The 24,431-nt window shown below is 38.3% G+C and carries 22 protein-coding genes and 2 tRNA genes; 5 read left to right on the top strand and 19 right to left on the bottom strand.

Annotated features, from left to right (window positions below; all coding sequences use genetic code 11):
• Positions 1-475: 475 nt before the first annotated feature.
• The 4 genes from DW036_RS04925 to uxuA all read right to left on the bottom strand — a co-directional run bounded on the left by DW036_RS04925 (position 476) and on the right by uxuA (position 5,145).
• Positions 476-1,783 (bottom strand): Gfo/Idh/MocA family protein, encoded by a 1,308-nt coding sequence (locus DW036_RS04925; protein WP_118461756.1) that lies wholly within the window; start codon positions 1,781-1,783, stop codon positions 476-478.
• Positions 1,784-2,096: 313 nt separating this feature from the next.
• Positions 2,097-2,984 (bottom strand): Rpn family recombination-promoting nuclease/putative transposase, encoded by an 888-nt coding sequence (locus tag DW036_RS04920; protein WP_118461754.1) that lies wholly within the window; start codon positions 2,982-2,984, stop codon positions 2,097-2,099.
• Positions 2,985-3,131: 147 nt separating this feature from the next.
• Positions 3,132-3,947: an SDR family oxidoreductase gene (locus tag DW036_RS04915; protein ID WP_007215389.1), complete on the bottom strand. Its 816-nt coding sequence runs from the start codon at positions 3,945-3,947 to the stop codon at positions 3,132-3,134.
• Positions 3,948-3,972: 25 nt separating this feature from the next.
• Entirely contained in the window at positions 3,973-5,145 is a 1,173-nt protein-coding gene (gene uxuA / locus DW036_RS04910; protein WP_118461752.1) for a mannonate dehydratase, read from the bottom strand.
• Between the two features lie 70 nt (positions 5,146-5,215).
• Here uxuA and DW036_RS04905 point away from each other — a divergent pair, with 70 nt between their 5' ends.
• The 3 genes from DW036_RS04905 (at position 5,216) to DW036_RS04895 (ending at position 8,160) form a co-directional block, all read left to right on the top strand.
• Positions 5,216-6,187 carry an AraC family transcriptional regulator gene (locus DW036_RS04905; protein WP_118461750.1) on the top strand — a complete coding sequence of 324 codons (972 nt, stop codon included), beginning with the start codon at positions 5,216-5,218 and terminating at the stop codon, positions 6,185-6,187.
• A gap of 756 nt (positions 6,188-6,943) precedes the next feature.
• The gene (locus tag DW036_RS04900; RefSeq protein WP_118461748.1) at positions 6,944-7,324 is read left to right on the top strand and encodes a hypothetical protein; all 381 of its coding nucleotides are present in this window, start codon (positions 6,944-6,946) and stop codon (positions 7,322-7,324) included.
• A gap of 2 nt (positions 7,325-7,326) precedes the next feature.
• Positions 7,327-8,160: a hypothetical protein gene (locus DW036_RS04895; RefSeq protein ID WP_118461746.1), complete on the top strand. Its 834-nt coding sequence runs from the start codon at positions 7,327-7,329 to the stop codon at positions 8,158-8,160.
• 1,004 nt (positions 8,161-9,164) lie between these two features.
• Here DW036_RS04895 and DW036_RS04885 read toward each other — a convergent pair.
• The 12 genes from DW036_RS04885 to DW036_RS04830 all read right to left on the bottom strand — a co-directional run bounded on the left by DW036_RS04885 (position 9,165) and on the right by DW036_RS04830 (position 19,746).
• Entirely contained in the window at positions 9,165-9,572 is a 408-nt protein-coding gene (locus DW036_RS04885) for an aspartyl protease family protein (protein WP_117693622.1), read from the bottom strand.
• Positions 9,573-9,589: 17 nt separating this feature from the next.
• Entirely contained in the window at positions 9,590-9,991 is a 402-nt protein-coding gene (locus DW036_RS04880) for a hypothetical protein (RefSeq protein WP_117693591.1), read from the bottom strand.
• Positions 9,992-10,088: 97 nt separating this feature from the next.
• A complete protein-coding gene (locus DW036_RS04875; protein WP_158585943.1) occupies positions 10,089-10,883 on the bottom strand; it encodes a WG repeat-containing protein in 795 nt (264 codons plus the stop codon).
• A 955-nt stretch (positions 10,884-11,838) separates the two neighbouring features.
• On the bottom strand, positions 11,839-12,888 hold the full coding sequence (locus DW036_RS04870) for a DUF3871 family protein (RefSeq protein ID WP_118461744.1): 1,050 nt from the start codon (positions 12,886-12,888) through the stop codon (positions 11,839-11,841).
• Positions 12,851-13,741 carry an AAA family ATPase gene (locus DW036_RS04865; protein ID WP_117693600.1) on the bottom strand — a complete coding sequence of 297 codons (891 nt, stop codon included), beginning with the start codon at positions 13,739-13,741 and terminating at the stop codon, positions 12,851-12,853. The genes DW036_RS04870 and DW036_RS04865 overlap by 38 nt, the downstream gene beginning before the upstream one ends.
• A 94-nt stretch (positions 13,742-13,835) precedes the next feature.
• On the bottom strand, positions 13,836-14,105 hold the full coding sequence (locus DW036_RS04860; protein WP_117693603.1) for a hypothetical protein: 270 nt from the start codon (positions 14,103-14,105) through the stop codon (positions 13,836-13,838).
• Between the two features lie 400 nt (positions 14,106-14,505).
• Positions 14,506-16,665, bottom strand: a complete 2,160-nt coding sequence (locus DW036_RS04855) for a hypothetical protein (protein ID WP_118461742.1) — start codon at positions 16,663-16,665, stop codon at positions 14,506-14,508.
• 124 nt (positions 16,666-16,789) lie between these two features.
• Positions 16,790-18,067, bottom strand: coding sequence for a phage integrase SAM-like domain-containing protein (locus DW036_RS04850; protein WP_118461740.1), 1,278 nt, complete (start codon positions 18,065-18,067; stop codon positions 16,790-16,792).
• 126 nt (positions 18,068-18,193) lie between these two features.
• Positions 18,194-18,266: transfer RNA gene (locus DW036_RS04845), tRNA-Gly, on the bottom strand.
• 8 nt (positions 18,267-18,274) lie between these two features.
• Positions 18,275-18,357 (bottom strand) — tRNA-Tyr (locus DW036_RS04840).
• A 73-nt stretch (positions 18,358-18,430) separates the two neighbouring features.
• On the bottom strand, positions 18,431-18,925 hold the full coding sequence (gene ribH / locus DW036_RS04835) for a 6,7-dimethyl-8-ribityllumazine synthase (protein ID WP_118461738.1): 495 nt from the start codon (positions 18,923-18,925) through the stop codon (positions 18,431-18,433).
• 137 nt (positions 18,926-19,062) lie between these two features.
• Positions 19,063-19,746: a tetratricopeptide repeat protein gene (locus DW036_RS04830; RefSeq protein ID WP_007212655.1), complete on the bottom strand. Its 684-nt coding sequence runs from the start codon at positions 19,744-19,746 to the stop codon at positions 19,063-19,065.
• A 297-nt stretch (positions 19,747-20,043) separates the two neighbouring features.
• On the opposite strand from DW036_RS04830, the gene DW036_RS04825 reads away from it, so the two are divergent.
• Together DW036_RS04825 and DW036_RS04820 are read left to right on the top strand one after the other, a co-directional pair.
• Entirely contained in the window at positions 20,044-21,156 is a 1,113-nt protein-coding gene (locus tag DW036_RS04825; protein ID WP_118222038.1) for a DNA replication/repair protein RecF, read from the top strand.
• Positions 21,153-21,443, top strand: a complete 291-nt coding sequence (locus DW036_RS04820; protein WP_007212658.1) for a DciA family protein — start codon at positions 21,153-21,155, stop codon at positions 21,441-21,443. The genes DW036_RS04825 and DW036_RS04820 overlap by 4 nt, the downstream gene beginning before the upstream one ends.
• Positions 21,444-21,446: 3 nt before the next feature.
• Here DW036_RS04820 and DW036_RS04815 read toward each other — a convergent pair whose 3' ends face one another.
• From DW036_RS04815 to DW036_RS04805, 3 genes are read right to left on the bottom strand one after another with little or no spacing between them, the layout of a single operon-like run.
• The gene (locus DW036_RS04815; RefSeq protein WP_026367824.1) at positions 21,447-22,238 is read right to left on the bottom strand and encodes a histidinol-phosphatase; all 792 of its coding nucleotides are present in this window, start codon (positions 22,236-22,238) and stop codon (positions 21,447-21,449) included.
• Positions 22,235-22,741 carry a 5-formyltetrahydrofolate cyclo-ligase gene (locus DW036_RS04810; protein ID WP_007215411.1) on the bottom strand — a complete coding sequence of 169 codons (507 nt, stop codon included), beginning with the start codon at positions 22,739-22,741 and terminating at the stop codon, positions 22,235-22,237. Before DW036_RS04810 ends, DW036_RS04815 begins: the two co-directional genes overlap by 4 nt.
• Positions 22,683-24,425: a S41 family peptidase gene (locus DW036_RS04805; protein WP_118222040.1), complete on the bottom strand. Its 1,743-nt coding sequence runs from the start codon at positions 24,423-24,425 to the stop codon at positions 22,683-22,685. Before DW036_RS04805 ends, DW036_RS04810 begins: the two co-directional genes overlap by 59 nt.
• Between the last annotated feature and the right edge of the window lie 6 nt (positions 24,426-24,431).

Below are 24,431 nucleotides of genomic sequence, written 5' to 3'. Positions count from 1 at the left end.
AGGAAAAAGAACGTTTTTTTGCATGTGTAAACAGTTTGCGGCTTTTTACTATATCAATATTTGAAGTTTATGTGATATTGTTTAGACTGAATAGGTCAAAGAAATTAGTATTTGATATTGAGTGTTTGCATGTTCGATACTATTAAAAGGAGCACACCTAAAACAGTTTACTATCCCCACTGAGGTCTGCAACTACCCGGACATGCTAATAAACTGAATAGGTGCGCATTTTGTAAATTATTGAACATACGAATAATCATTCTGTTTAGACTTGTCCATCTTTGAAGTGATGCTAAACTAAATTCTATGAAATGTACCTATTATAAGGTAACTGCAAATATGAATGAAAAAGATTGATAATGCGAATCAGTAGTTGAATTAATGTTTTTATGATGGATTATGAATTAAATGATGTCTAAACTATTGTATGAATAATATTATGCAAGAAAAATATTAGTTTATCGTAATGTCGAGATTAGTTTCTTGCAACACAGGGAAAAGTCTCCCATGCGCCCCGTGTGAAGTCGGGTATTTCTACCGGGCGACTGCCATTCAATACCGATTGCTCACTGAGCTCGGTGATGCACGACCATTCGGCGGCATCGTAGACGTCCATATCCAAGGGGAGTCCATGGTGCAGGCAGTAGATGAGGCGGTAATCCATGATATAGTTCATCTCGTTCGGGGCACCTTTGAGGGCACCTTCTTTGCCGATGGTAGCTGTAAAAGGATGTTGATAGTGTTGCAAGAGTTCTTCGGTGGTTGCGCTGGCTGTCTCTCCGGCGGCTGTACCGATTGCTCCTCCGCTACGCACATCTTCCAAATTGATCGTGGCTACCGGATATTTTTGTGCAAACCCTCGCGTGCCGCAAATGGTGTGCGAACGGCTGTAAGGGCGTGGATGAACGGTGCAGTATTGCAGTTGGATGGTCTTTCCCTTGACGGTATGGATGAGGGTGGTGTTCATGTCTCCCAACAGGTAAGCCTGTTGTGCTTCGGGAGATTCTTTTCCGAAAGTGCGGCGGGCATATTCCGTCATTCCCGCTTGGTGGGTGGACATGGATACAAGGTAATTCAAACGGTCGCCCCGGTGGATATTCAGGATCTGGCATACGGGACCTAAGCCGTGAGTGGGATAGGGGTTTCCGGTGTGCTCCATGCAGTAAGCCTTGTTCCAGTGGTTATGGAAGCCGCCTTGGTTTTCATCGCTGAAGTACATGGAGCGCAGGTCGTGTATATAAGCACCTTCCACGTGCATGATTTCACCGAACAGGCCTTGTCTTGCCATGTTCAGCGTGGTCAGGGCAAAGGCATCATAGCAACAGTTTTCCAGCATGATGCAGTGGCGGCGGGTGCGCTCAGCGGTGTCTACCAGTTGCCAGCACTCGGCTACGGTCATGGCAGCGGGCACTTCGATGGCAACATGCTTACCTTGCTTCATGGCGTAGGTGGCCATAGGGGCATGTGTCAGCCAGTCCGTACATATAATGATGAGGTCGATATCAGGGTTGCAACACATTTGTTGCCAACCGTTTTCTCCGGCATAACCGGTTGCGGCGGGATGTCCGCCTTTTGTCAGTAGGGCTTGTCCTTTTGCCAGGTTTCCGGGGCGTATCTCACACAAAGCTTTGATCTCTACGTGCTCTATGAGCATATAACGCTCCAACGTGAGTAATCCGCGATTGCCTAAGCCTATGAATCCGATGCGTACAACGGGAATAGGAGGATGAGCCAGGCCCAGGACATGAGTAGGAGGTTCGTTTGTCTTATTTAATTTTTCCATTTGCCAAGATGTTTCTCTATCATCTCGTTAGTTCTATTTTTTTCTGGTGTTTTTATCAACAATAACAGAAGTTGTTAACCGGGTAGCTAACTGCAATTTTATATCATCATTCAATGGCTTTAGTATTTCCAAATAAGTATCGGTCAATTTTAGTGTATCCATAATCATTTATTTTTTCGATAACAAAGATAAAGGTTTGTCTTTGATATACAATCAACTCAATACAAAATAGTTATCTTAAACTTGTTGACGGAATTAACTCCTCTCTGCACAGAAAGGAATTAATTCTGTCAACAAATAAAAAGCTAATTCTTTATAATATAGCAATCTCTTTTTCGGAAAGACCAGTAGATTTAATAATTATATCTATGGGAGTATTGAGTTCTTTTAGGGAACGAGCTATACTATAACGCTCTTCTTCACGTCCTTCTGCACGTCCTTCTGCACGTTCCGTATAGATGTTGTCTCGGAGGATAACGATATTATCCAAATGTCGATAATAGGCTTTCAACTCATCTTTAGTCATCCTGTCTATCTTCAGGTGTTCACGAACCTCCTCTAAACCAGGAGCAGTAGCGCTGTCGGGAATATCACCTGTATTCAGATAATGAATCCATTCCTCTAACGGGCTTTTGGCAACCTGATTGAAATCATTTACTTTTAGAATATAATACTCGGGATAAAGTTGGCTGACAGTATCAACACTGAAAGTCTGTTTCTGAAAAGGAGTTAGTTCCAGAATATCCCCTTCATGGATACCGCGGAATTCTGTTTTGCCATGATATACGATATCTTTTCCATTACCCAGGGAGAAATATACGATATTAACGCTGTAGACTTTGCGTACTTTATCGTATCCTTCGCCGCGGTTGATGTATTCTGTCACAAGCTTGGAAGTGCCGAACAGCATACGTTGGAAGTAAGCATATTCATTGTTATTCTGGACTTCGATCAGGATAAGTTCGCCTTTCGAATTTTCAGCAAGCATATCCACACGATTATACTTATCAAACTCATCCTCTTGATTACTTTCGCTTTCCAGGAGTTTCTGAATCTTGATGTTTTCTTTCAAAAGGGTAGTCAGGAATCCTTCCAGTACCCCAAAATTGGCTTTGTTACGCAGCAGACGCTTCATTGCCCAATCGAAACGAATATAATTACCAGCCATAAGTTCGTCTCCTTTTTCTTGTTTTGTTTTCATTTCAACAAAGGTAACTGGAAAATGTTGAATATCAAACGGTGGATATGGATTTATTTTAAGTGCACGTTCGCATTCTCTTATTAAACAACAAAAGCTGTTTCAGAATTTTGAAACAGCTTTTGTATGGAAAAAACAGGGTGTAGCTTCTTATACTCCGCTGAATGCACTAAATCCGCCATCTATCGGAAGCAATGCACCCGTCACGAAACTTGCCGCATCGCTGCACAGGAATTGTACGGCGCCGTTCAGTTCGTTGATATCTCCAAAGCGTTTCATCGGAGTTTTGGCTAAAACTTTCTTGCTGCGGTCTGTCAGTGAACCGTCAGGATTGATAAGCACGGCACGATTCTGGTCGCCGATGAAGAAACCCGGAGCGATAGCATTCACACGGATGCCGTCTCCGTACTTCAGTGCGAGTTCGCTTGCCAGCCATTGAGTGAAGTTGGCAACGGCTGTCTTAGCTGCCGAGTAACCCGGAACGCGGGTGATAGCGCTGTAAGCAGCCATGGAAGATACGTTTACGATACAACCTTTACCTTGTTTAGCCATCACTTTGCTGAATACCATAGAAGGATAGACGGTTCCGTTCATATTCAGGTTAGTCACTTTCTCCCAGCAGGTAACGTCCATGTCGAAGAAGTTCTGGTCGGGAGCCAGCGTAGCACCCGGCATATTGCCACCGGCAATGTTGAGCAGGATGTCGATACGTCCCCATTTGGCAACGATGTCATCAGCCAATTTTTCAAGGCTGGCGATGTCCAATACATTACCTACGATGCCGATTACATCTTCACCGTAAGCTTTCAGTTCTTCTACACGTTTGTCCAGTTGTTCCTGACGGATGTCAACGGCTACTACTTTGGCGCCTTGCTCCATGAAACATTTGGCAATGCTGCCACCCAATACACCACCTGCACCGGTGATAACGGCTACTTTACCTGCAATACTGAATTGTTCGTTCATAATCTCCTTATTTAATTATTAATTTTTAATTGTTTATTTCGTCTTGCACCACTGCCATCATTCCTTCTACCTGTGCCAATGCCAGCATACGGCCATGGAATGAATATCCGGGGTTATATCCTTTGTCTTCGTCACCCAGCATCATTCGTCCGTGGTCTACACGCATAGGCAGTCCCGGGTTTTCTTTCTCAAAGATGCGGATGAGGTCAATCAAATGTCCGCGTCCGGTCAGATGCGAGCTTTCTATAAAGTTGCCTCCGGGCATGGCGGCCGTGCTGCGCAGGTGGACAAAGTGAGTACGTTTAGCGAATTTCTTTGCCAATTCACGGGTATCGTTATGCTCGCCTGCACTGAGGGAACCGGCGCAGAAGGTCAGTCCGTTATGCGGGTTATCCACTGCATTCAGGAACCAGGCGATGTCAGCTTCGTTGGTGACAATACGCGGTAAACCTAATACCTGGAACGGAGGATCATCGGGATGCACACACATATTCACACCATATTCTTCGCAGACGGGCATAATGGCGGAGAGGAAATAACGCATGTTTTCGCGTAGCATATCACGGTCGATACCTTTATAGAGTGCCAACAGCTTCTTGAAGATGTTCACCGGATTCTTATCTCCTTCTTTGATATTTCCGTTGACGAAACCTTGCGTCTTTACAATGATCGTGTCTATGAGATCATCCTTTTCTGCTTCGGTGATGGTCTTGTCCAGTTCTGCAACCTTTGCCAGTTCTTCGGCGGAGTAGTCCTTTTCGGCTCCTTCACGTCCGAGGATTCGAAGGTCGAAGTAAGCGAAGCGAACACGGTCGAAGTAGAGTGACGAAGTGCCGTCTGCCCAGGGATGTTGCAAATCCGTGCGTATCCAGTCGATAACAGGCATAAAGTTATAGCATACGGTTTTCACACCGCACTTACCTAGGTTTGCCAGACTGACTTTATAGTTTTCTATCAACTGTTCGCGGTCCGGTCCGGCATACTTGATCGCCTCGCAAACAGGCAGGCTTTCTACTACAGACCAGCGCAGGCCGTAAGACTCGATATAGGTTTTCAGATCGTTGATAGCCTCTTCGGTCCATATTTCACCATTGGGCACATCGTGCAAGGCAGTCACAATTCCTTCCACGCCGATTTGCCGCAGCATGTCGAGCGTGATCTTGTCTTTCTTGCCAAACCATCTCCAGGTTTTTTCCATAACATTTATATATTAATAGTTTAACTGATTATTGACTGCAAATATACGTGCAAAAATAATGCTGCGATAAATGGATATTTGCAGAATATATGCGGATTTTTGCATGTATGCGGTAGCATTTCTATTGTCTTTCCTTATCTTTGTGTGTGAATTAAATTTTGCTGAATATATGCGCCGACCGATTATAAATGAAAAGTTACCTATATCGGAGTCGAATCCGATCAAAGCGCGGCATTACGATTATGATCGTTTCACTTATCCATGGCATTTCCACAGCCAGTATGAAATCATTTACGTAAAGGAGAGTCATGGTCTGTGCTTTGTAGGCGACTGCATTGAGAAGTTCTCTGCGGGTGATGTGATTCTGTTCGGTACTAATCTGCCCCATTACATGCGGAGCAATGATATTTATGGTTCGGAGAACGCCACTTCACGCGTACAAGGGACTATCATTCAGTTTGAGCAGAACTTTATGCAGTATTCCTTTGATTATTATCCTCAGTTTCTGCAAATAAAAATGCTGTTGGAGGAATCGAAGAGAGGTATCATCTTTCCGAAACAGGATGCAACCCGGGTAGGGGAGTTGCTTTCCGGCTTTCTTTCATTAAGTGGTTTTCGCCAGATAAGCGGGTTGCTGGATTTGTTGCAGGAGCTGGCAGTCAGTCCGCAAAGAAGGACGTTGGCAAGTCTGCATTATTACGAAAAGTTTCCTACGCTGGGGAACAAGCGGATTGATAAAATCATTTCCTTTATAAACAATAACTACACCCGTAACCTCAAATTGAATGAAATAGCCGGAATGGCGAGTATGAACTCCAGCGCCTTCTGTCGTTATTTCAAGGAGAATACAGGGAAGACGCTTTTGCAGTATGTGCTGGAAATGCGTGTGGGATATGCTTGTAAGTTGTTAGCATTGGGAGAAATGGATATTTCGCAGATAGCTGTGGAGTGCGGCTTCGATTCAATCACTCATTTCAATCGCACGTTTAAGCAGTTGGTTAATCTGACGCCGACGCAGTATAGGAGTAATATTATGAAATAAGAGGGAATGTTTCTGAAATTATTCTGCTTGCAATGAAACATTCTTTATTGTGATTTGCTTCAAATTAAAAATAATGTTTACTGATTCCGGCAGATAATCGTTGCCTTTTGTCAATAGCAAATTTATGTATTATTAACGGGAATACTGCCAAGATGAGTGTCATGACTCGAATGCCTTGTGATTGTGAGTTTCTGATATCTTTTGCCTGTGGTTAGCGAAGCAAATACCACACTTTATTCTCCTCTATGCCACATCTTAGTCAGCTGAATGCCACATGTTTAAACTGTTGAAGTGTGGCATTGGAGACGACGGAGTGTGGTATTGCGGTTGTACAAGTGTGGGCTCACGCTTATATAAGTGTAAGCCCACGCTTATATAACTGTGAGCTATCGGAGCCTGCTGTGTTGAGGGAATAAAAAAACGGGGAAGCAGTTGCTTCTCCGTTCCTATATGCCGTGAAATGTAGTTTAATGCAAAGTTGAATAAAGATTATCTATAAAAGGATGATACAAAGATACGATATTGAGAAGGCGATGTCAAGTGTTTCGCTAATTATTTCCGGTTTGCATATTTGTTTTTTAGCTTCTTGCATTCTTCTCCTACCATTGCATATAACATCTACCCTTTGTTAGGACAGTTGGACTTAGATATGCTTCTATTGAAATCCCAAAACTTGGAACTTACAGATATACCTCTATTTTTCTGGTAAAAGGAACATCTATTTTTAGAATGTTGTATCTTTGCAAAAAACGGTGTATGAAAGATGTACTTAAAATATCAATCTTACTAATTCTTGCATTTAGCAACGGGGCTTTATTTGCACGGACGAATAGATATCTCAATTTAAATAGAGACACGTTAGATATAAAATTTGTAAAAGATACGTTGGTAACAAGTACAATCCAAGATACCTTTGCTACTATACCTGCTGTTAAAGATTCAATAACTGTAAAACAAGATGAAATTAATGACTCTGCATTGTATTATCGTCTAATCTTACACTACCGAGACAGTGTGAATCACAATCTTAAAAGAATATACAATAAAGATGCCTTTAAATTTAAGGATGATTATTTTCGAGAAAAAATGAGAGAACTGTGGATAGGAGATGTTTTAAGAGATATATTTTTAAAATAATTATGAAGTTCTATTTTTTATCCTTATGTATAATGCTTGCTGTCAGTTTTGCTGCTAAAGCACAATCAAAGCTTATTTTTAAAGATAAGTTTATGTATACGGATGTACAGGTGTTCAATGAGACAAAAAGGCACTCAATACCCTCTCTTATTGATACGGGTTGTTCGTTATGTATAATTGATTCTATTTTTGCTATTGATTCATGCGGAATAAAAGAAGATGAATTACAAGCAATTCCTGTTAACCAAACTAAAGATAAGATTTCAAGTGCTTTTATAGATTCTATTTTTTTTTGTGGAAAGACATATCATAGAGTGTATTGCTTAGTTGCAGATCTTACTGGGCATTTTCAAAAATATGCACCAAAATTTATCGTCGGGGCTAATATCCTTAGATCAGGAGCTTGGAAATTTGATATGGAAAAGAATATTGTTGAATCCTACGATTCTAATAATAAAGCGAAAGGGACTATTTATAAATGGAAAAACCATGAAGACTATCCTGATGTGGCAATAGATTATATCATTTTAGATAGTAAAGTCAATGGAAAAAAAACACGATTTGCTTTTGATACAGGATGTAGAAACAATAAACTTCAACGTGGTTTATATGTAGGAAAACCTGAGCAAATTCAAAAGGAAACAGCTAATATCGTAAATAAATTATCAATTAAGATGGCTGAATTATGTAGAAATGTAACATTCAAGATAGGAAAGGATGAGTATACGTTAGATTTTATAATAGGTGATGGCAATATTGGGCTCTTAAACATCGAATTCTTACAAGGCCATTCCTTTATACTTAATTATAAGAAACAGATACTTGAATTGTTGTAAAAGAGAGCTTGAATTATTAATTTCAATCTATTTAGCTCGGAGAGAAATTCATAAGTTATTGGAATTGGCAAATCGCTTGATGAGTGAACTCTATCTATTACTTGTGAAATTCATTAATATATTCCATAAACCTTATGATTATGAGTTTCAGATGTAGGTAATCATTTTCTTTTGCTAAAGTTTTCCATTTGTAGCACGCATTGATGTGTTCATAAGATTTTGGTTTAACTCTCGGTTTAACTCACTCGGTTAAACCACGCTAAATTCGGCATCCTCTAAAAGCAAAAATCAGATAGAAATCTTGCGATAACTATCTGATTTTCAGAAGAGCGGAAGACGGGGCTCAAACCCGCGACCCTCAGCTTGGAAGGCTCTTTGATAATACTATTCAATTAATTGATTGTTAGTCTGTTAATTACTTCTATAAAAGTCAATAGAACAACTATTGACCAACATTGGTAAGGTTTATACATTGCCAATACTAGCACTTGGAAGTGCTAAGTTTCTTGTTTCTTTTCCATAATTCAATCCTTTATTTAAAGTTTATAATGCAGTTATCTTATACCACTAGAAGAAGTAAGCTTTAAGTGATATTGATTAATCTTTTCTTCCTATTAAATGAAACACCTAATAATTAGATATAATAGAAAGGCACAGCAACCAAGGGTATAGCGAGGGCTATTCTCAATATTAATGATTAGACATTTGAGTATAATCACATATCTTTAGAAGAATCAAAAACATAAATTTATTTGTTTACATAATCATACAATAATATAAACCATCTGCGTTTATTGTTACACTTTTTATATCTATACAGTGCTTTGTTATATAATTCTTCATTTAACAAATATCCTCTATCATCATTATAGTTTCTATAATAATCACTAACTGTAGGCTCTCTAAATTTTACAGTTTGAAACAACCATATAATTAAACAAAGTAAGCCAAATATAGCGGCTACTATAAACCATAATAACGTATTTTCAGATGTCTGCTGTATGTCACTCATTGTTAATGTGTATATTAAGTTCTTTGAAATCAATAATCCATTTATTTTCTAATAGGAAGTCAGTACCCAGCAATCCATGTACTTGTATTCCACTATCTTCTTCAATTTCTTTAAAAGCATCTGATAGTTGCTGTACACAGAACTTTGGCTTATAGGTATAACCTTCAAAGTTGAAAGGTAGAATAACCACATCTACATTATGCTTAGTTCCATCTATTCCACTGATGCAGTAATCCCCAATAGGCTCTACTATATCCTTGAAATATTCTACTACATTACTATCAATCAAACAACATGTACTCCCAGTATCTAAGATGAAACAAAGGTGCTTATCCTCTATCTCAACTATTATAATGGGGAGTTTAGTTTGCTTAATTCCAAATAAAATAGAATAGTTCATTATACTAATCAAAATAATTATAGAAAGCTACGTCCTCCTTCTTCATAAAATTTGGGTTTATAATGAAAGAAGGTTTTTGCGCTGTAAATAGATTCAAGACATTTTTTTGTAGCTTCAATAGCATTATAAAAATCTCTATCCATTAGATAAGATTTGATACTATTGAAAGTACTTTTATAATCATAAAGATAGAAATCTTTCATCCCTGTTTGTATATCATCCGCATCCTTTCTTAATTCCATAACTTGCGATTCAATCTTATCCAACTCTTTTAAAAGACATACAATCATTGAATCATAAGAGACACCTATAACATGTTCCTGATGATTTGCTCTAGCATAATCTGTTAGATATAACAATTGAAGTAGCGTATAGTAATTTTCAATAGTGGCTTCTAATCTCTCTTCATAAACTTTCATATTTTTATTTGAATTACAACTAGATGTTCCAAAAACAAACAGCACACAAAGAAGTAGTATATAATATTTATTCATTTTCATATGATTATATTAGTAATTATAATGAATCCCAAAAATCAGGGCTTTGTTGGTCTAAATCCAACATACCATTATAGTATGGATTTCTATAAATTGAAGAGTAATTATTGCTATCATCATCTTCATAGCTTTCAGTATCATTAAAATCTTCGCACATTGTATTTAATTCCGAAAATCTAATAGTCCTTTTTTGCATACCTTTTTCTACGATAGTATCATTTCTCTTTTTATTATAAAAATTCCATATATTATCATATTCTAAAGGAAGTACTAATTTTCCTGTATAGTCTATGATGCCCCATTTATCTCTTTTTTTAACTCTAGCTAACCCTGAATCATAGCCATCAATCCAATCATATATTCCAAAATCAACAACCTTATCTATTGAAAAATCAGAATCATTAATAACAGCCCATTGATGGTTCTTGTTTATAGAATATAAATGTCGGGAATAAAATGGATAAAGAGCATAATCAATGACTTCGGGAAGTATATAATCATATTCAAAGTTTACCCATGTAAATCCTGTAGAATCAATAATCCCCCATTTCTCATCTTTCTTAACACACACTTTTGATTGTGAGGAGTTTAAAAACAAACCTTGATAATCACTATAAATTGGCTTTATAATAATTTCCCCATCTTTATTGATAAATCCGATTTGATGGTTTTGAATAATAGGCAATAATTTTACATTTTCAAACAATTCCCTACATGTTATAAAATTCTCTGCACTAACAAGAATCTTGATATTCTTATTATGTAGTTTTTTTACATTAGTACAAACTCTTTGCAATTCATGGAATATATTCATAGTACCCACTTTTGTAACCATACCATAAAAAGAAAGTGTGGTACTTTCCTTATTAACTCTCAGGTATCGCCAAACACCTATAGCTACAACAAGGAAAGCCCACACCTAATGGTATGAGCATTCACTTATTCACTTTTGTAGCTATTCTTAAAATTGGCGATTTTGAGAGTTACAAGTAAAAAGCAAACACTTCTTTTTCTAATATGTCTTGATTAAACTTCTATTTCATTAGCATTCATTCAATTATTCATGATGCAAAGTTAGAACTTTTCATTAATAAACAATCACTAGAATACTAATTTTATAAGCATCAATCCATATTAGCACCATTGGTATGGGCTATGTTTTGGTATTGCAAATTTAGTCTTTATTTCTTAGTATCTCTGTCTAACCATAGGTATATTGCCAAGCCTACTATACTAAAAACAACCCATTTCATCATTAAATAAAATTCTGTCATAACTCAATCAATTAAAAAAGCCCCAACCTATTATAGGCTGAGGCTTGAACAACAATAAACTACAATACAATAAGGCTTTAACCTCAATGTAAACCTATGAATACTCCTTCATCTAATCACTTTTCATTTTAACCACTTGAAGTGGATTAGTTTAATGAGAGGATTATCAATCTACCTACAAATCTCACCCTTATAATTCATTTTCAGAATTAAGAGGCTATTGTGTACATCTAACTTACAGTATATAATAGAAATTTAAAAAGATAGATGTACACTTTCCTCAGGTTAGCCTGAGGCACTTGAAGGTGTTAGGTTATTGAATGTATTCACTTCTATATTCTTTTTATAAGAGAAGTGAATACAAGTGCCTCCTTTCTCACTTACCTCTATATTATAAATAAGGATGTAAATGAGGCTAACAAGAATTTCCTAACATAATGGATATAAGAAGTGAGATAAGGTGGGGGTTGAAGAAGTAGTGCTAATTATAATTGGTTACTGGATAAACCAGCTGTATTCATTAGTGCCATACAGAGCCTTATTTAGTCCTTCTGTAAGTTGTGTGGCATTCAGTGACCTATCCAAGAAGTTATCTATGTAGCTGCTTTTATTAGCCCCAGTGAGTAAATTATATACATTCCACATGGATATAGCACTCTGATTGTCAGGAAGAGCAAAGTTATCATCATTGTAATATGCCTTGGCTACAAGCCCTATCTGTGTATCAGTCATCAGCATTTGAGGAAGCCTTTTCTTCTGTTCAACTGGGAGATATTGATATAATCTACTCTTACCCAAAAACTGTGCAAACTGCTGTTCAGTCATATAACTATCTTTATATGCACTCATGTAGTATAGGTGTTTGGCTATGTTGTATTCTTGAAATAGCCTCATCACTGAATTAAATAAATCAGCAGTACTCATCACCTTTAACTCAGACTTGTAACCATCAGTTGAGACACACATATTACAGCAAACTAAGTTCTTAAAGCCTATAAATACCTTGAATTTTTCTACACCTTTCTTACTATACAAGTTTTCATGATTATATGCCCTTACTCCACCAATAGTAAGATTCAATCTATTGCCCATTATATCTTCATGGATAGTGGGAATCTCAAAGCAGAACATCATTCTTTCATAATAAATGGTCTTGTCTGATTCAAGTAAATCCTTCACTGGTTTATGAATAGCTTCGGGGGTTCTGCCTTTAATGACATGGCTTACTCTAATTGCAGGTTCTTCAATCCTCTCATTGGGAAATATCTGATTGGCAGCTTCCCAAACAGTGTCAATAAATGAAGGGTGACTGATAGTTATCTCATTATCCTTGCTGAATACTGGTACTACACAATCATTTCTTAGATGCTCAATAGTAACCTCTTTGGTGTTAGCCTCTATGAATGGTAATTTGTTTACCCTTCTAGTATTAGTAGGTTCACTCTCCAATACCTCAATAGGTGTTATTGTTTCAATATTAGTTCTTTGGTTAGTCAATACAGACATATTAGTTCTGTGTACTGGCATTAACTGCATTGCTTCCATAATGTATAAAATTAGGATTATAGTTAATAATAGGTTTATTGTTCTCTTCCTGCAACTGCATTTTCTTCTGCATGAAATCTGATGTAAGTTGCTGATACCATTCAGGGTATTGGTGATAAATGGAGGTAAGCTCTTCAATGGTTTTAGCCTGATTTATCTTCTGTTTTATCATATCTAAGTTTACTCCATTATTACACCAATCCAGTATTATTTGCCCAGTAGTGGGTGTAATAGTAAAGTCTGGCTTACCCATGAATAGACTTGTTCTATCCTTTGATGCAATGGCTTGATGCTTCATGTTAATATCAAGAACTATGGTAAATTCATAGTCTATTCCATCCCTCATGACAGCCTTTAATCCCACTTTCTCAGGAATCATCTTGCCATTTTTTTCACTAAGAACATAATCCTGCTTGCACCTCATGGTACAAATAACATGGCTTGGAGATTGTAGAATCTTCTGCATGAAGGCATTAATTCTTGGTGTAATCTTCTGCCAGTTAGTGAATGAATTGCCTTGTAGATTAGCATGATACTCCAGAAGGTTATCCCAACATTGGGAAATACTATCAATGATTATCACCTCCATTTTAGCATCCTCACACACCTTTATAGCTTCAATATAAGTTTCAGGTGTGAAGTTGTCTTGAAGGGGTAATACATTGTAATTACCTAAACTGGCATACAAATCAGCACTTCCATTCTCACTGTCTATGATGGCTATTTTAGTCCAGTCATTAGTCAGACCATAGGCTAATAACAAGGCTGAATAGGTCTTTCCTGAGCCTGCACAGCCTTGTAGAGCAAGCTTTATCTTAGCCTGCTTCTTTGATGATACTCTTAAATTCAACATATTGTAATCTATTAATTGTTGATGGTTAGTGTATAAAGAAAAAAGAGTAGCCAGCCTTTCAACTGTACTACTCTTCAAGTGATAAGCATAACCTTTATAAAGTTGCCAAGGTCATACAATTACCTTCACCCTTCTGATGAAGCATATAGAACATATCACCAGTGTCAGGTGAGCAAACTTGTGAAATAACTGGATTGGTGATTTCTCCATTAATAAACTTATCACTCACTGCACCAGTTTCACAGCCATATACAAAGAAGCATTTACCAGTGTGTGGATTCTGCTTCACTTCAATAGCTTTAACTTCCTTCTGAGACTTGAACTCATTGATAGTCATTGTCTCTAAAAACTTTAACTTTCCCATAATTCTGTAATTTAATTGTTGTACTTAATGAGGTAATTCCATCATTGACTACCTTCAAGTGCATAGGGGGAAGTAATGAGCATTGCTGTTTGTATTAGTGTAATGAGCACCCTGTTCTAGTTCATTATCCAATCTACTTTAGCTTCATCCCCACAAACATGATAGGGGGAGTAGCCCAATATTGCAAGATTAGGGGGCTGTTGATGCTAATTAAGTAGCATATAGACTTATAAAAAACAAAATAAAAAATTGGAGAATACTTGAAGTGTGGAGTAAAAATAGTTATGTATTGCTAATGGCAGGATATAGTTCTCCCCTATAGAGGTTGGGGAGAACTGGGAATTTTTAATATGTACTATGTATTCATATTATTATTTCTAATATAGAAGTGCATACATTGTTAAAATCGAAAAATATTTCGTATATTAACATTTGCAGGAATTGAATGAATGGGTTGACAATTAAAATCATTTATATCATAGCTTTCTATTATGTATGGAGTTCTAATAACTCTACTAGATGTTTTTTTTATTTTACAAAATAAGCGTAAAATAGGTATTGCTTGTCTATTGGTTAGCCTTCTATAGCCTAATGAACTTTGCCACATATTATTAAATCTTTCTGTTAGTACATTACCTGAAATCAATGTGTTAATAGGAAATTGCTGATAAAAAGCTAACTTAAATTGATGACCTTCACTTAAAGCCCAAAACATTACAGAATTATAAAAACTATCATATTCTTTAGAAGTATCATATAGTTGGAGCTTTTGTATTAATACTTCAAATGGTAGATATGTTTGTAATTCGATAAAACGCTCAATGAAGATTGTATTTGATGTAGAACAATGGGATTTCAATCTATTTGCTAACCTTTCTCTATTTTCTAAAGTGGATTCTTCCCTTAATAAAGTGATAAGTCTCTCTCTCTGTTCTTGATTTGATTGGTGAATTTGTTCTTCTGTTTCCCTCTCAACTTCTGGAGCTAAGTGTTCCATCTCAGGGACATAATCATGAAAATAAATATTATTCCCCAGTCTGACTAATTCATTATACAAACGTAATTTTTGAGAATACAAGCTTTTCATTAATTCTATTTGAATCCTTATATTGTCAATGCTAAAATATGCAGGAACAAACAAGCCATTGCTATTCCTTCTTATAATCTGTATAGGTTTACTACCTCCATAATAGCTTTTACGACTCCCTTTTATGAAATCTTCAACATCTAAATTATCTCTAAATAGCAAGACTTTAGGGAATTTCAATTTAAGTGCAGGATATAAATTTCCCAGTAAAGACATTTGCTCTGCATCACTAAGCACTTGTTTACTAATTTCTGTAAGATTATAATCATCACTTGGAGTTTTAGTTGAGTAGATTATTGTTTCACTTAATACCTCGTCAATATGCCTACATCTACCAGCTATTTGCTGTAGTTTATCTGTGGTTAGTGCTGTCTGTGGTTTATTTGAATTGATAACAGAAATAAGATGAAATCTCTCTGTAATATCTATGCCAACAAAATAAGTACAAGTCATGAATGATATTTGCTTGGGTAGTTGATTCTCTATTATTTTATGATAGTATGGTATAGTATTCTCATTCTTAGTACTACAAAGCATAGCGCATTCATTCTTTAATACCTCTTCAAGGCTATTTATGACAATCAGACAATTTCTGATAGCATTATATGCTACTAATATTTTATCATTAGGATGATTATAATGAATATCTTCAATTGTCTTTTTTAAACGAATGTTAGTATCATCTGTATAAAATAATTTGATATTTCTTGATAAAGGTTGATTAAACTGTACATTTATTATAGGTTCTTCCTCTATTTGTTTATTTGAAAATGAGCTGATTGTAGCTGAAACTAAACATCTTTGTGTGGGTGGAAACTGAAAGTAGTAATCAATGACATCTTCCATATTAGGTCTATAGCTACAATCATATTGATAAGAATCAATCTCATCTATCATAAGAAAATAGTCCTTGTAATTATCCTCACCTATATCTTTTAAAAGTCCAGGGAAACTATCAACAACAACAATAAATTTCTTATATTCAATAGATGAATCTGCAATATATGCAGATGGGGCTGGCACATTAAAACCTGCAATCTTTCCCCCTACATAAAGAATTTTATACTTGTTTTCTTCTCCTTCTATTTTGCTATTTATTGCTTTATTGTAGGCTAATGCTCTTGTAGGAACAACCACAATACTATTTCTTGGAGAACTTAATTCAAGGGTAGTAGCTCCAACTCCAGTTCTATTCTTTTTTATTAAGCCATAGGGAGTAGTAATAAATACATCTCCTAAATAGGCATTGTCTCTTGGCATCAAGAAACTAATAGAATTAATGGATTTCCCTGTCTCTTTCCAATTAATGTCACATTTTAAATCAACATCATAATACCTGACTTTTGCATTGTTTAGATATTGAATAACTTTAGGTGTATCTTCTTCAAAAGATGCAGCTACTCCTGTTCCATATAAGATTTCATATTTTCCAACAGAAATAATACTACTCTCTATTATACTATTATTATTCATGATTATTATTCACTTGATGATAATCAAAAGTAATATATTGTATTCACTTCTCCTAATAAAAAGCAAACAAATGAATACAAAAAAGAATCTCCATAGTCCATCAACTACAGAGATTCTTTTAACACTACTTCACCCCTTCACTCCCAAATACATATTGAAGAACCTTCAAGTTTGCTTCATTCTCAATCTTGAAGTCTCTTTCAATGTATATGTCTGTGACTTTCATAGCTTCATCAATGTGATTAAGTGCTGCATGGACTGTATATTTGTCTATGCCTACTTTATTGACTGCTAAAGTAGCCCATGAGTGCCTTGCTGCATAATACTCCAAATCATCAATCTTTAGTAGTTTTCCTATTTCCTTTAAACCAATATTGATAGCCTTATTGAAGTTGCCAGCAGTTGAATAAGTGTGATAGAAATTGAATATTCTGTTTTTTGTTTGGTCTTGGTACTTTTCCATTAGTGATTGAAGAATAGGAGGAACTATAACTTTCATTTTGGCTTTATCTAATCTTCTATCTTTGGTTTTACTTCTATAGTAGGTGATTACTTCTCCTTCTAGTGTAGAACAACTGTATAAGTCTATTGAGTTCATTCCCATCAGACAGAAAGATATGATGAAGCAATCTTTGGCTAAGTTATATGGGCACTTCTTCTCTGTTCCATTATTGTTATATTGGTAAGGTAATTCCCATATTTCTTTGATTGCTTCTGCTGAAATAGCTCTCTTCCTTGTAGCCTCTTGCTTGGGAATTTCTAAGTTCTCAAAAGGTGAGTTTGGTACTAAGATGATGTTTCTATCATAGTCATTATACCTTTTCTTGACTTCATTGTATAGGTGTCTGAGGCATCCAATATATAGAGAGAGCATTCTATTGGAAGGTATTCTTTTCCCATGTTTCTTTAACTCCTCAATTCTTTGAGTTCTTTTTAATTGTAGGTAATTTATGAAATCATTTAATAGCTTCTTGGTCATTTGGTCTGTATTCAGATGTTCTTTTCCAAGATAAGTGATGAAGGCATTAATTGATGTTTGGTAGTTGGATTTCCCTTTTAATTGAGTAATCTCCAACCACTCCTTTGAGAACTGAATGAAATCTATGGTAGTCTTTCTTTCATTTTTAACTTTGATACACTCTATTATATCATTCAGGCTATAATTGGCTGTTTCCAATGGGAGGGAGGCACATAATTCTTGATATTGCCTAACAATATTATTTGCTTCCTTAATAAACTTGGGATTCTTTATTTTGAATGTCTTGGTGAGGTCTTCCTTTCTTACATAGATAGAAGTTGGTAGTCTTTTGACTTCTCTCTTATAGGTCATTCTGATTTTTACATTATATGTACCATCACTCTTTTGCTTGCCTTTTAATACTTCGGCTTTGATTGTTATCATATTTATTGTTTTGGGGAACAACAATAGACCAACAATTGCATTATTTATAATATCATGAAGGAAGATTCCAAGTAATATATAAAAAGAAAAGGATTGATAACCTTTTGATTATCAATCCTCTCTAAGAGCGGAAGACGGGGCTCAAACCCGCGACCCTCAGCTTGGAAGGCTAATGCTCTATCAACTGAGCTACTTCCGCAATTTTTGTGGGCAAAGATGGATTCGAACCACCGAAGTCGAAAGACAGCAGATTTACAGTCTGCCCCATTTGGCCACTCTGGTATTTGCCCTTTTGCACTTTGAAATCTATCTCAATTCTCTCATTGAGTAGCTTTGTTTCTCAATTGCGGTGCAAAGATACGACTATTTTTGTAAACTCCAAGCAAAATCGATCATTTTTATTGCAGTAATTGCACATTCGTCACCTTTGTTACCCAGTTTGCCACCGGCGCGGTCCTCGGCTTGCTCCATTGTATTGGTGGTAATTAATCCGTAAATAACTGGTACGTTGCCAGTTGCGTTCAGTTGAGCAATTCCGTTGGTGCTTCCCATACAAACATAGTCAAAATGTGGCGTATCTCCTCTAACTACGCAACCAATTGCAATAACTGCATCCACATTACTATATTCAATGAATTGGTTGGCTCCAAAAATTAATTCAAAGCTACCCGGAACTGTTTTCACCAAAATATTTTCGTCTCTGGCACCATGTTTTTTTAAAGTATTCATTGCGCCCTCTAAAAGTTTTCCGGTGATATTGAAGTTCCACTCAGAAACAACAATGCCGAACTTCATGTCTTTAGCATCAGGAACAGAGTTGAAGTCGTAGTCTGAAAGGTTATGATAAGCTGTTGCCATAGTTATTCTAAAATTAATAATTAAAAATAAAAGGGGAATAAAAAAAGAAACGGATTACACGGATTTCACGGTTGTTTCTTTTTTATCCGTGTAAAATCTGTGTAACCCGTGTCTGATATACTATATAATAAGGTATATTACTTCTTCAGCAGTTTGGCTTGTTCGATGTACTTATCGATATCCATTGACTGGTAAGAACGGAAATATTTGTCCTTAATCTTGGTATATGCTTTGATAGCGTCGTCATACTTGCCTTGCTTAACGAGGATTTCTCCGGCTTGTTGTAAGTAGATAGGACTGAGTGAATTGTTATCAGCTTCGTCAGCAGCGCTCAGCAACATAGAAGCAGCTTTGTCCAGCTGGCCTAATTGTGCGTAGCAGTTACCCATTGCACCTTTCATTGCAGGAGCTATCATCTGGTCTTTTCCGCTGAAGCTATCCAGTGCTTTTACAGCAGCTTCGTATTGTCCCAGGTGAGCGTAGCAGATACCCATATATGCTTTTGCCAGGTTGGCAGCTTTGGTTCCACTATATTCATCAGCAATTTTAGCGAAACCTGCGAATCCGATACTGTCGCCATTCAATGCCTGTTCGTAAAGGTCGGCCTCAAAGTATTCCTGTCCTTTGAACAATGCAGCCTGTGCTTTTTCTTCGCGCGGTTCAGCATAAAGGTTCTTGTACATTACTATACCGGCTACGATGATGATTACTGCTACTACAGCGCCGATAATTGCTTTTTTGTTTTTAATGAGAAATGCCTCCGATTGTGACAATGCTTCTTCCACATTCAAGGCTTCGTTAGCTTTCTTTTGTTCTGCCATTTTATATATTCTTTTTGTTATTATTCTTATTTAGCCATTTCGACCCGCAAAAGTAACTTTTTTATAGGTATCAACGAAATTTAGCGGCATCTTTTTTTCTTTTACGCTTGAAAACCCGAAATTCTTCCTATTTTTCGATAAGCTAAGCTTCACCTCCGCATTAAAAATAAGCATGCTTATTTTGTACTGCATTCGGTTTAGATAAATCTCTCACATTCGGAAAAAAGAATGAATTCTCTTTTCGCTCACTAAATCGAGATTTTGCATTATCTTTGTAACTGAATTTACTGCTGTAATATGATACTGAAACGTATATCCATACTTAATTATAAGAATCTGGAACAAGTTGAGCTCTCGTTCTCACCCAAGTTGAACTGTTTTTTCGGACAGAACGGCATGGGGAAAACGAATTTGCTCGATGCCATTTATTTCCTTTCGTTTTGTAAGAGTTCGGGCAATCCCATCGACTCGCAAAACATCCGCCATGATCAGGAATTCTTTGTCATCCAAGGCTTCTATGAAGCTCCCGACGGTACGCCGGAAGAGATTTATTGCGGTATGAAGCGCAGGCAAAAGAAACAATTCAAGCGGAATAAAAAGGAATATACCCGCTTGTCCGATCATATCGGATTCTTGCCTCTGGTCATGGTTTCTCCTGCCGACTCGGAATTGATTGCCGGAGGCAGTGACGAGCGTCGGCGCTTTATGGATGTCGTAATTTCGCAGTATGATAAAGAGTATCTGGAAGCTCTGATACGCTATAATAAAGCGTTGGCTCAACGGAATACTTTGCTGAAAAGTGAAGTGCCGGTAGAAGAAGAGTTGTTTCTCATTTGGGAAGAGATGATGGCACAGGCCGGTGAGGTTGTTTTCCGCAAGCGGGAGGCTTTTATCAGTGAATTCATTCCTATTTTCCAGTCATTTTATTCTTTTATTTCACAAGATAAGGAGCAGGTCGGGTTGACTTATGATTCGCATGCCCGTGATGCATCCCTGTTAGATGTAATAAAAGCAAGTCGTGTGCGTGACCAGATTATGGGATACTCTCTGCATGGAATTCACAAAGATGAACTGAATATGCTTCTGGGTGATTTTCCTATTAAGCGGGAAGGTTCGCAAGGGCAAAACAAAACCTATCTTGTTGCCTTGAAATTGGCGCAGTTTGATTTCCTGAAAAGGACCGGCACCACAGTACCTTTGCTTCTGCTGGATGATATCTTCGATAAACTGGATGCTTCCCGCGTAGAGCAGATCATCAAGTTGGTAGCCGGTGATAACTTCGGGCAGATATTCATAACAGATACGAACCGGGAGCATTTGGATCGCATTCTTCATAAGGTAGGCAGCGATTACAAAATGTTCCAGGTAGATCAAGGAGTCATAACAGAACGGGAGGAGGATGAAGCATGAAGCGTAACGATGCCGAACAAATAGGTAAACTGATACGTACTTTCCTTCGGCAGGAGAGTCTGGAGTCGCCACTCAATGAGCAGCGGCTCATTAACTCATGGGCAGAAATCCTTGGCCCCACTATTGCCTCTTATACCCGCGAACTCTATATCCGCAATCAGATTTTATATGTCCATCTGACCTCTGCCGCCCTGCGCCAGGAACTGATGATGGGACGTGACTTGCTGGTACGTAACCTGAACCGTCACGTAGGTGCGCAGGTAATCACGAATATCATATTCAGATAGTGATTAGTGGTTAGTGATTAGTGATAAACTATCCACTCTCTGTATCTTCAATGCTTTCAATTCTTCTATGGCACGATTGTAATATACAGGCGTTTCCAAGTCTTTATTGTTATGCGCATCTAACCCGATGATAGCAGTACAACCTTCATTGGCGGCAATGTGCCAGAAGTCCGGGCAGGGATAAGTCTGCAAATTGTGTGCCTCATTATAAGCTACATAACCGATATTATATTCCAGCGGAATATGGAGGCGTGCGGCTGTGCGGCAGATATGGCGGCTGATTAGCTTACAATGACGGTCGAACTGAGGATATGAGCGCATGAATAAATCCGGGTGAGCCAGACAGCAGAATAAACCACTCTCCATTCCCTCGATGGCGCTTTCTTCATAGAGTTCCAGCATATCGAGGTTCTCGGTATGATGCCCGAAGTAAGGGAACTTCTCATCTGTATGGTAATGGTGATTGCCGAATAGGATATAATCCAGTTGATACTCTTTGATTTTTTCTTTCAGCCAATGAATATAAGCGGGAAAATACTCGCATTCCAATCCGATTTTGATACTGATCTGATCCCGGTATTTCTCGCGGAGCGAGCGTAGGCTTTCTACGTATCCGGGTAATTCTTCGGGGAGCATACGCATGTCAGCCACATAATCGGTATGATACTTCCACGGAGTGTGGTCTGAAAATCCCAGTTCCTGGTAGCCGCCTTTGATGGCGCTGAGCACGTAGTCTTCGTCGCTACCCGTAGCGTGCATGCAACGGGTAGTATGAGTGTGATAATTTGTTTTCATTGAATTGTTATAATCGTATCCATGCGGATGTCGAATGGCTCCGCAGGCACTTCTTCCACTAATTGAAAAGGAAAACAGATGCCGGCTTTGAAAGCCGTGAGGCGGGGGAGCAGTCGGTCATAATAACCTTTGCCTCTGCCCAGACGGTTACCTGCATTATCGAAAGCTACGCCGGGAACGGCAACAAAATCGATAGCTGCATAGTCGGTGAAGAGTTCTCCGGTAGGTTCTTCAATACCGTAACTTCCTGTTGCCAGGTCTTCGGGACCGGTATAGACACGCAATTCCAGATCGTCACCTACGACAACCGGAAGTAATATCCGCTTTTCACGACTCCACTTCCGGACAAATTCATGCGTATCGACTTCGTCCTTCAGTGAATAATAGAGCAGGACGATATGTGCCGCCCTGAAAGCCGGGTGGGCTTCCAGGGCGGCAAGTATTTCAGCAGACTGGGATTGATGCGTAGTGGTAAGCCCGTGCCGGGTCTTTAACAATGCCATACGCTTCCGCAGTTCTTTTTTTCTTTCCTTCATCTTTCGTTTCTTCTTTCACAACATCTTCCGGAGCCTTGGGAAATGCTTCGCCGTTCTCCAGAATTTCCAATGCCTTTTGTACGGTAGGATCGCCCTGGTTGATATACCTTATATAAGGCTCCCTGCCTAATATATTATAGATAATGTTTCCATAAAGGTTTCTTTCCATCAGCTTGTAGGACTTGTGGATAAGGATATTGCGTCTCTTCACTCCCTTGCTGTCTGCAAAACGGATAAACTGTTCTACGATGCCTTGCTGACGAAGATATTTCAGCATGTCTTCTTCATTTTCGAACTCATTCAGTTTAGCCCGGTTGCGGTCGGAATACTGGAAACTGAACTGTAAAGTCAGTCCTTTATTGAGCACTTCAATCAGATAAGAAGAGGTTCCTGTGGTATCCTGCGGTACGAATACATCCGGCATAATACCACCACCACCGTAAACGGGACGTCCCAAACGGGTGGAGTAGCGCAAATTCTCGTCCAGCTTGATGCTATCCTTAGAGAAGAATTCACCATGCTCGTAGCGGGTCAGCCAATCCATTTCGTACTTGGCGTCCTTACCGTTCTTATACGGACGTTGTATGCAACGTCCGGATGGAGTATAGTAGCGGGCGATTGTCAGGCGGATAGCAGAGCCATCGCTGAAGTCAATCGGTTGTTGTACCAATCCTTTTCCGAAGGAGCGGCGTCCTACGATTGTACCACGGTCATTATCCTGAATTGCTCCTGCAAAGATCTCACTGGCGGATGCCGAACTTTCATTGGTCAGCACAACCAAAGGCATTTTCTGGCAACTGCCTGTTCCGTTGGCATAATCTTCCATACGGGGGTATTTGCGTCCCTGGGCATAGACAATGAGCTGTCCTTCCGGCAGGAATTCATTTACCATACGCACGGCAGCCTCCATATAACCACCGGTGTTGTCGCGCAAGTCAATAATAATTCCCTTGCAATTCTGATGACTGAGTTGAGCAATAGCATTCAGCAGTTCTACATGAGTGGTACGTCCGAACTTACTGATTTGAATATATCCATAATCATTGCTGAGCATATAAGCTGCATCAATTGTATTCTGTGGAATATCACCGCGGGTGATGACGAAGTCCAGCAAATTCTTTTCTGTAGCACGTTTGACGCTTAGTTTCACTTTGGTTCCTTTCGGACCTTTCAAAGTGCGCATGGCTTTCTCATTGGTCAGTTTTATTCCGGCGAACAAGCTGTCGTCTACCATAACAATGCGGTCGCCTGCCATCAGTCCTACTTTCTCGGACGGACCGCCTTGAATGACACTGTTCACATGAATCGTATCATCCTGAATGGTGAATTGAATACCGATACCGCTGAAACTGCCTTCCAACTCTGAATTAACTTCCTCCAGATTCTGGGCAGGAATGTAAGTAGAGTGGGGGTCTAACTCAGCCAATATCTGTGGCATTGCTTTTTCCACAAGGTCCGTCATGTTGACGGTGTCTACATACTGGTCTTCAACAACCCGCAACAAAGCATTCAGCTTGTTGGACGAGCCATTAATAATGCCCAACGTATTTCCGGCGAAATGCCTGGCATAAAATGTTCCGATCAGAATTCCCATTACCACGCTGATTGCAATGACGAGCGGAGTAAAGCGGGAAGAGTTTTTTGTACTCATATCTTT

Source organism: Bacteroides sp. AF39-11AC (assembly GCF_003474285.1).
In the GTDB taxonomy this organism is placed as follows: Bacteria; Bacteroidota; Bacteroidia; order Bacteroidales; family Bacteroidaceae; genus Bacteroides.
Note: the sequence above shows the minus strand (reverse complement) of the source record. Positions and strands in the feature narration are given on the sequence as shown.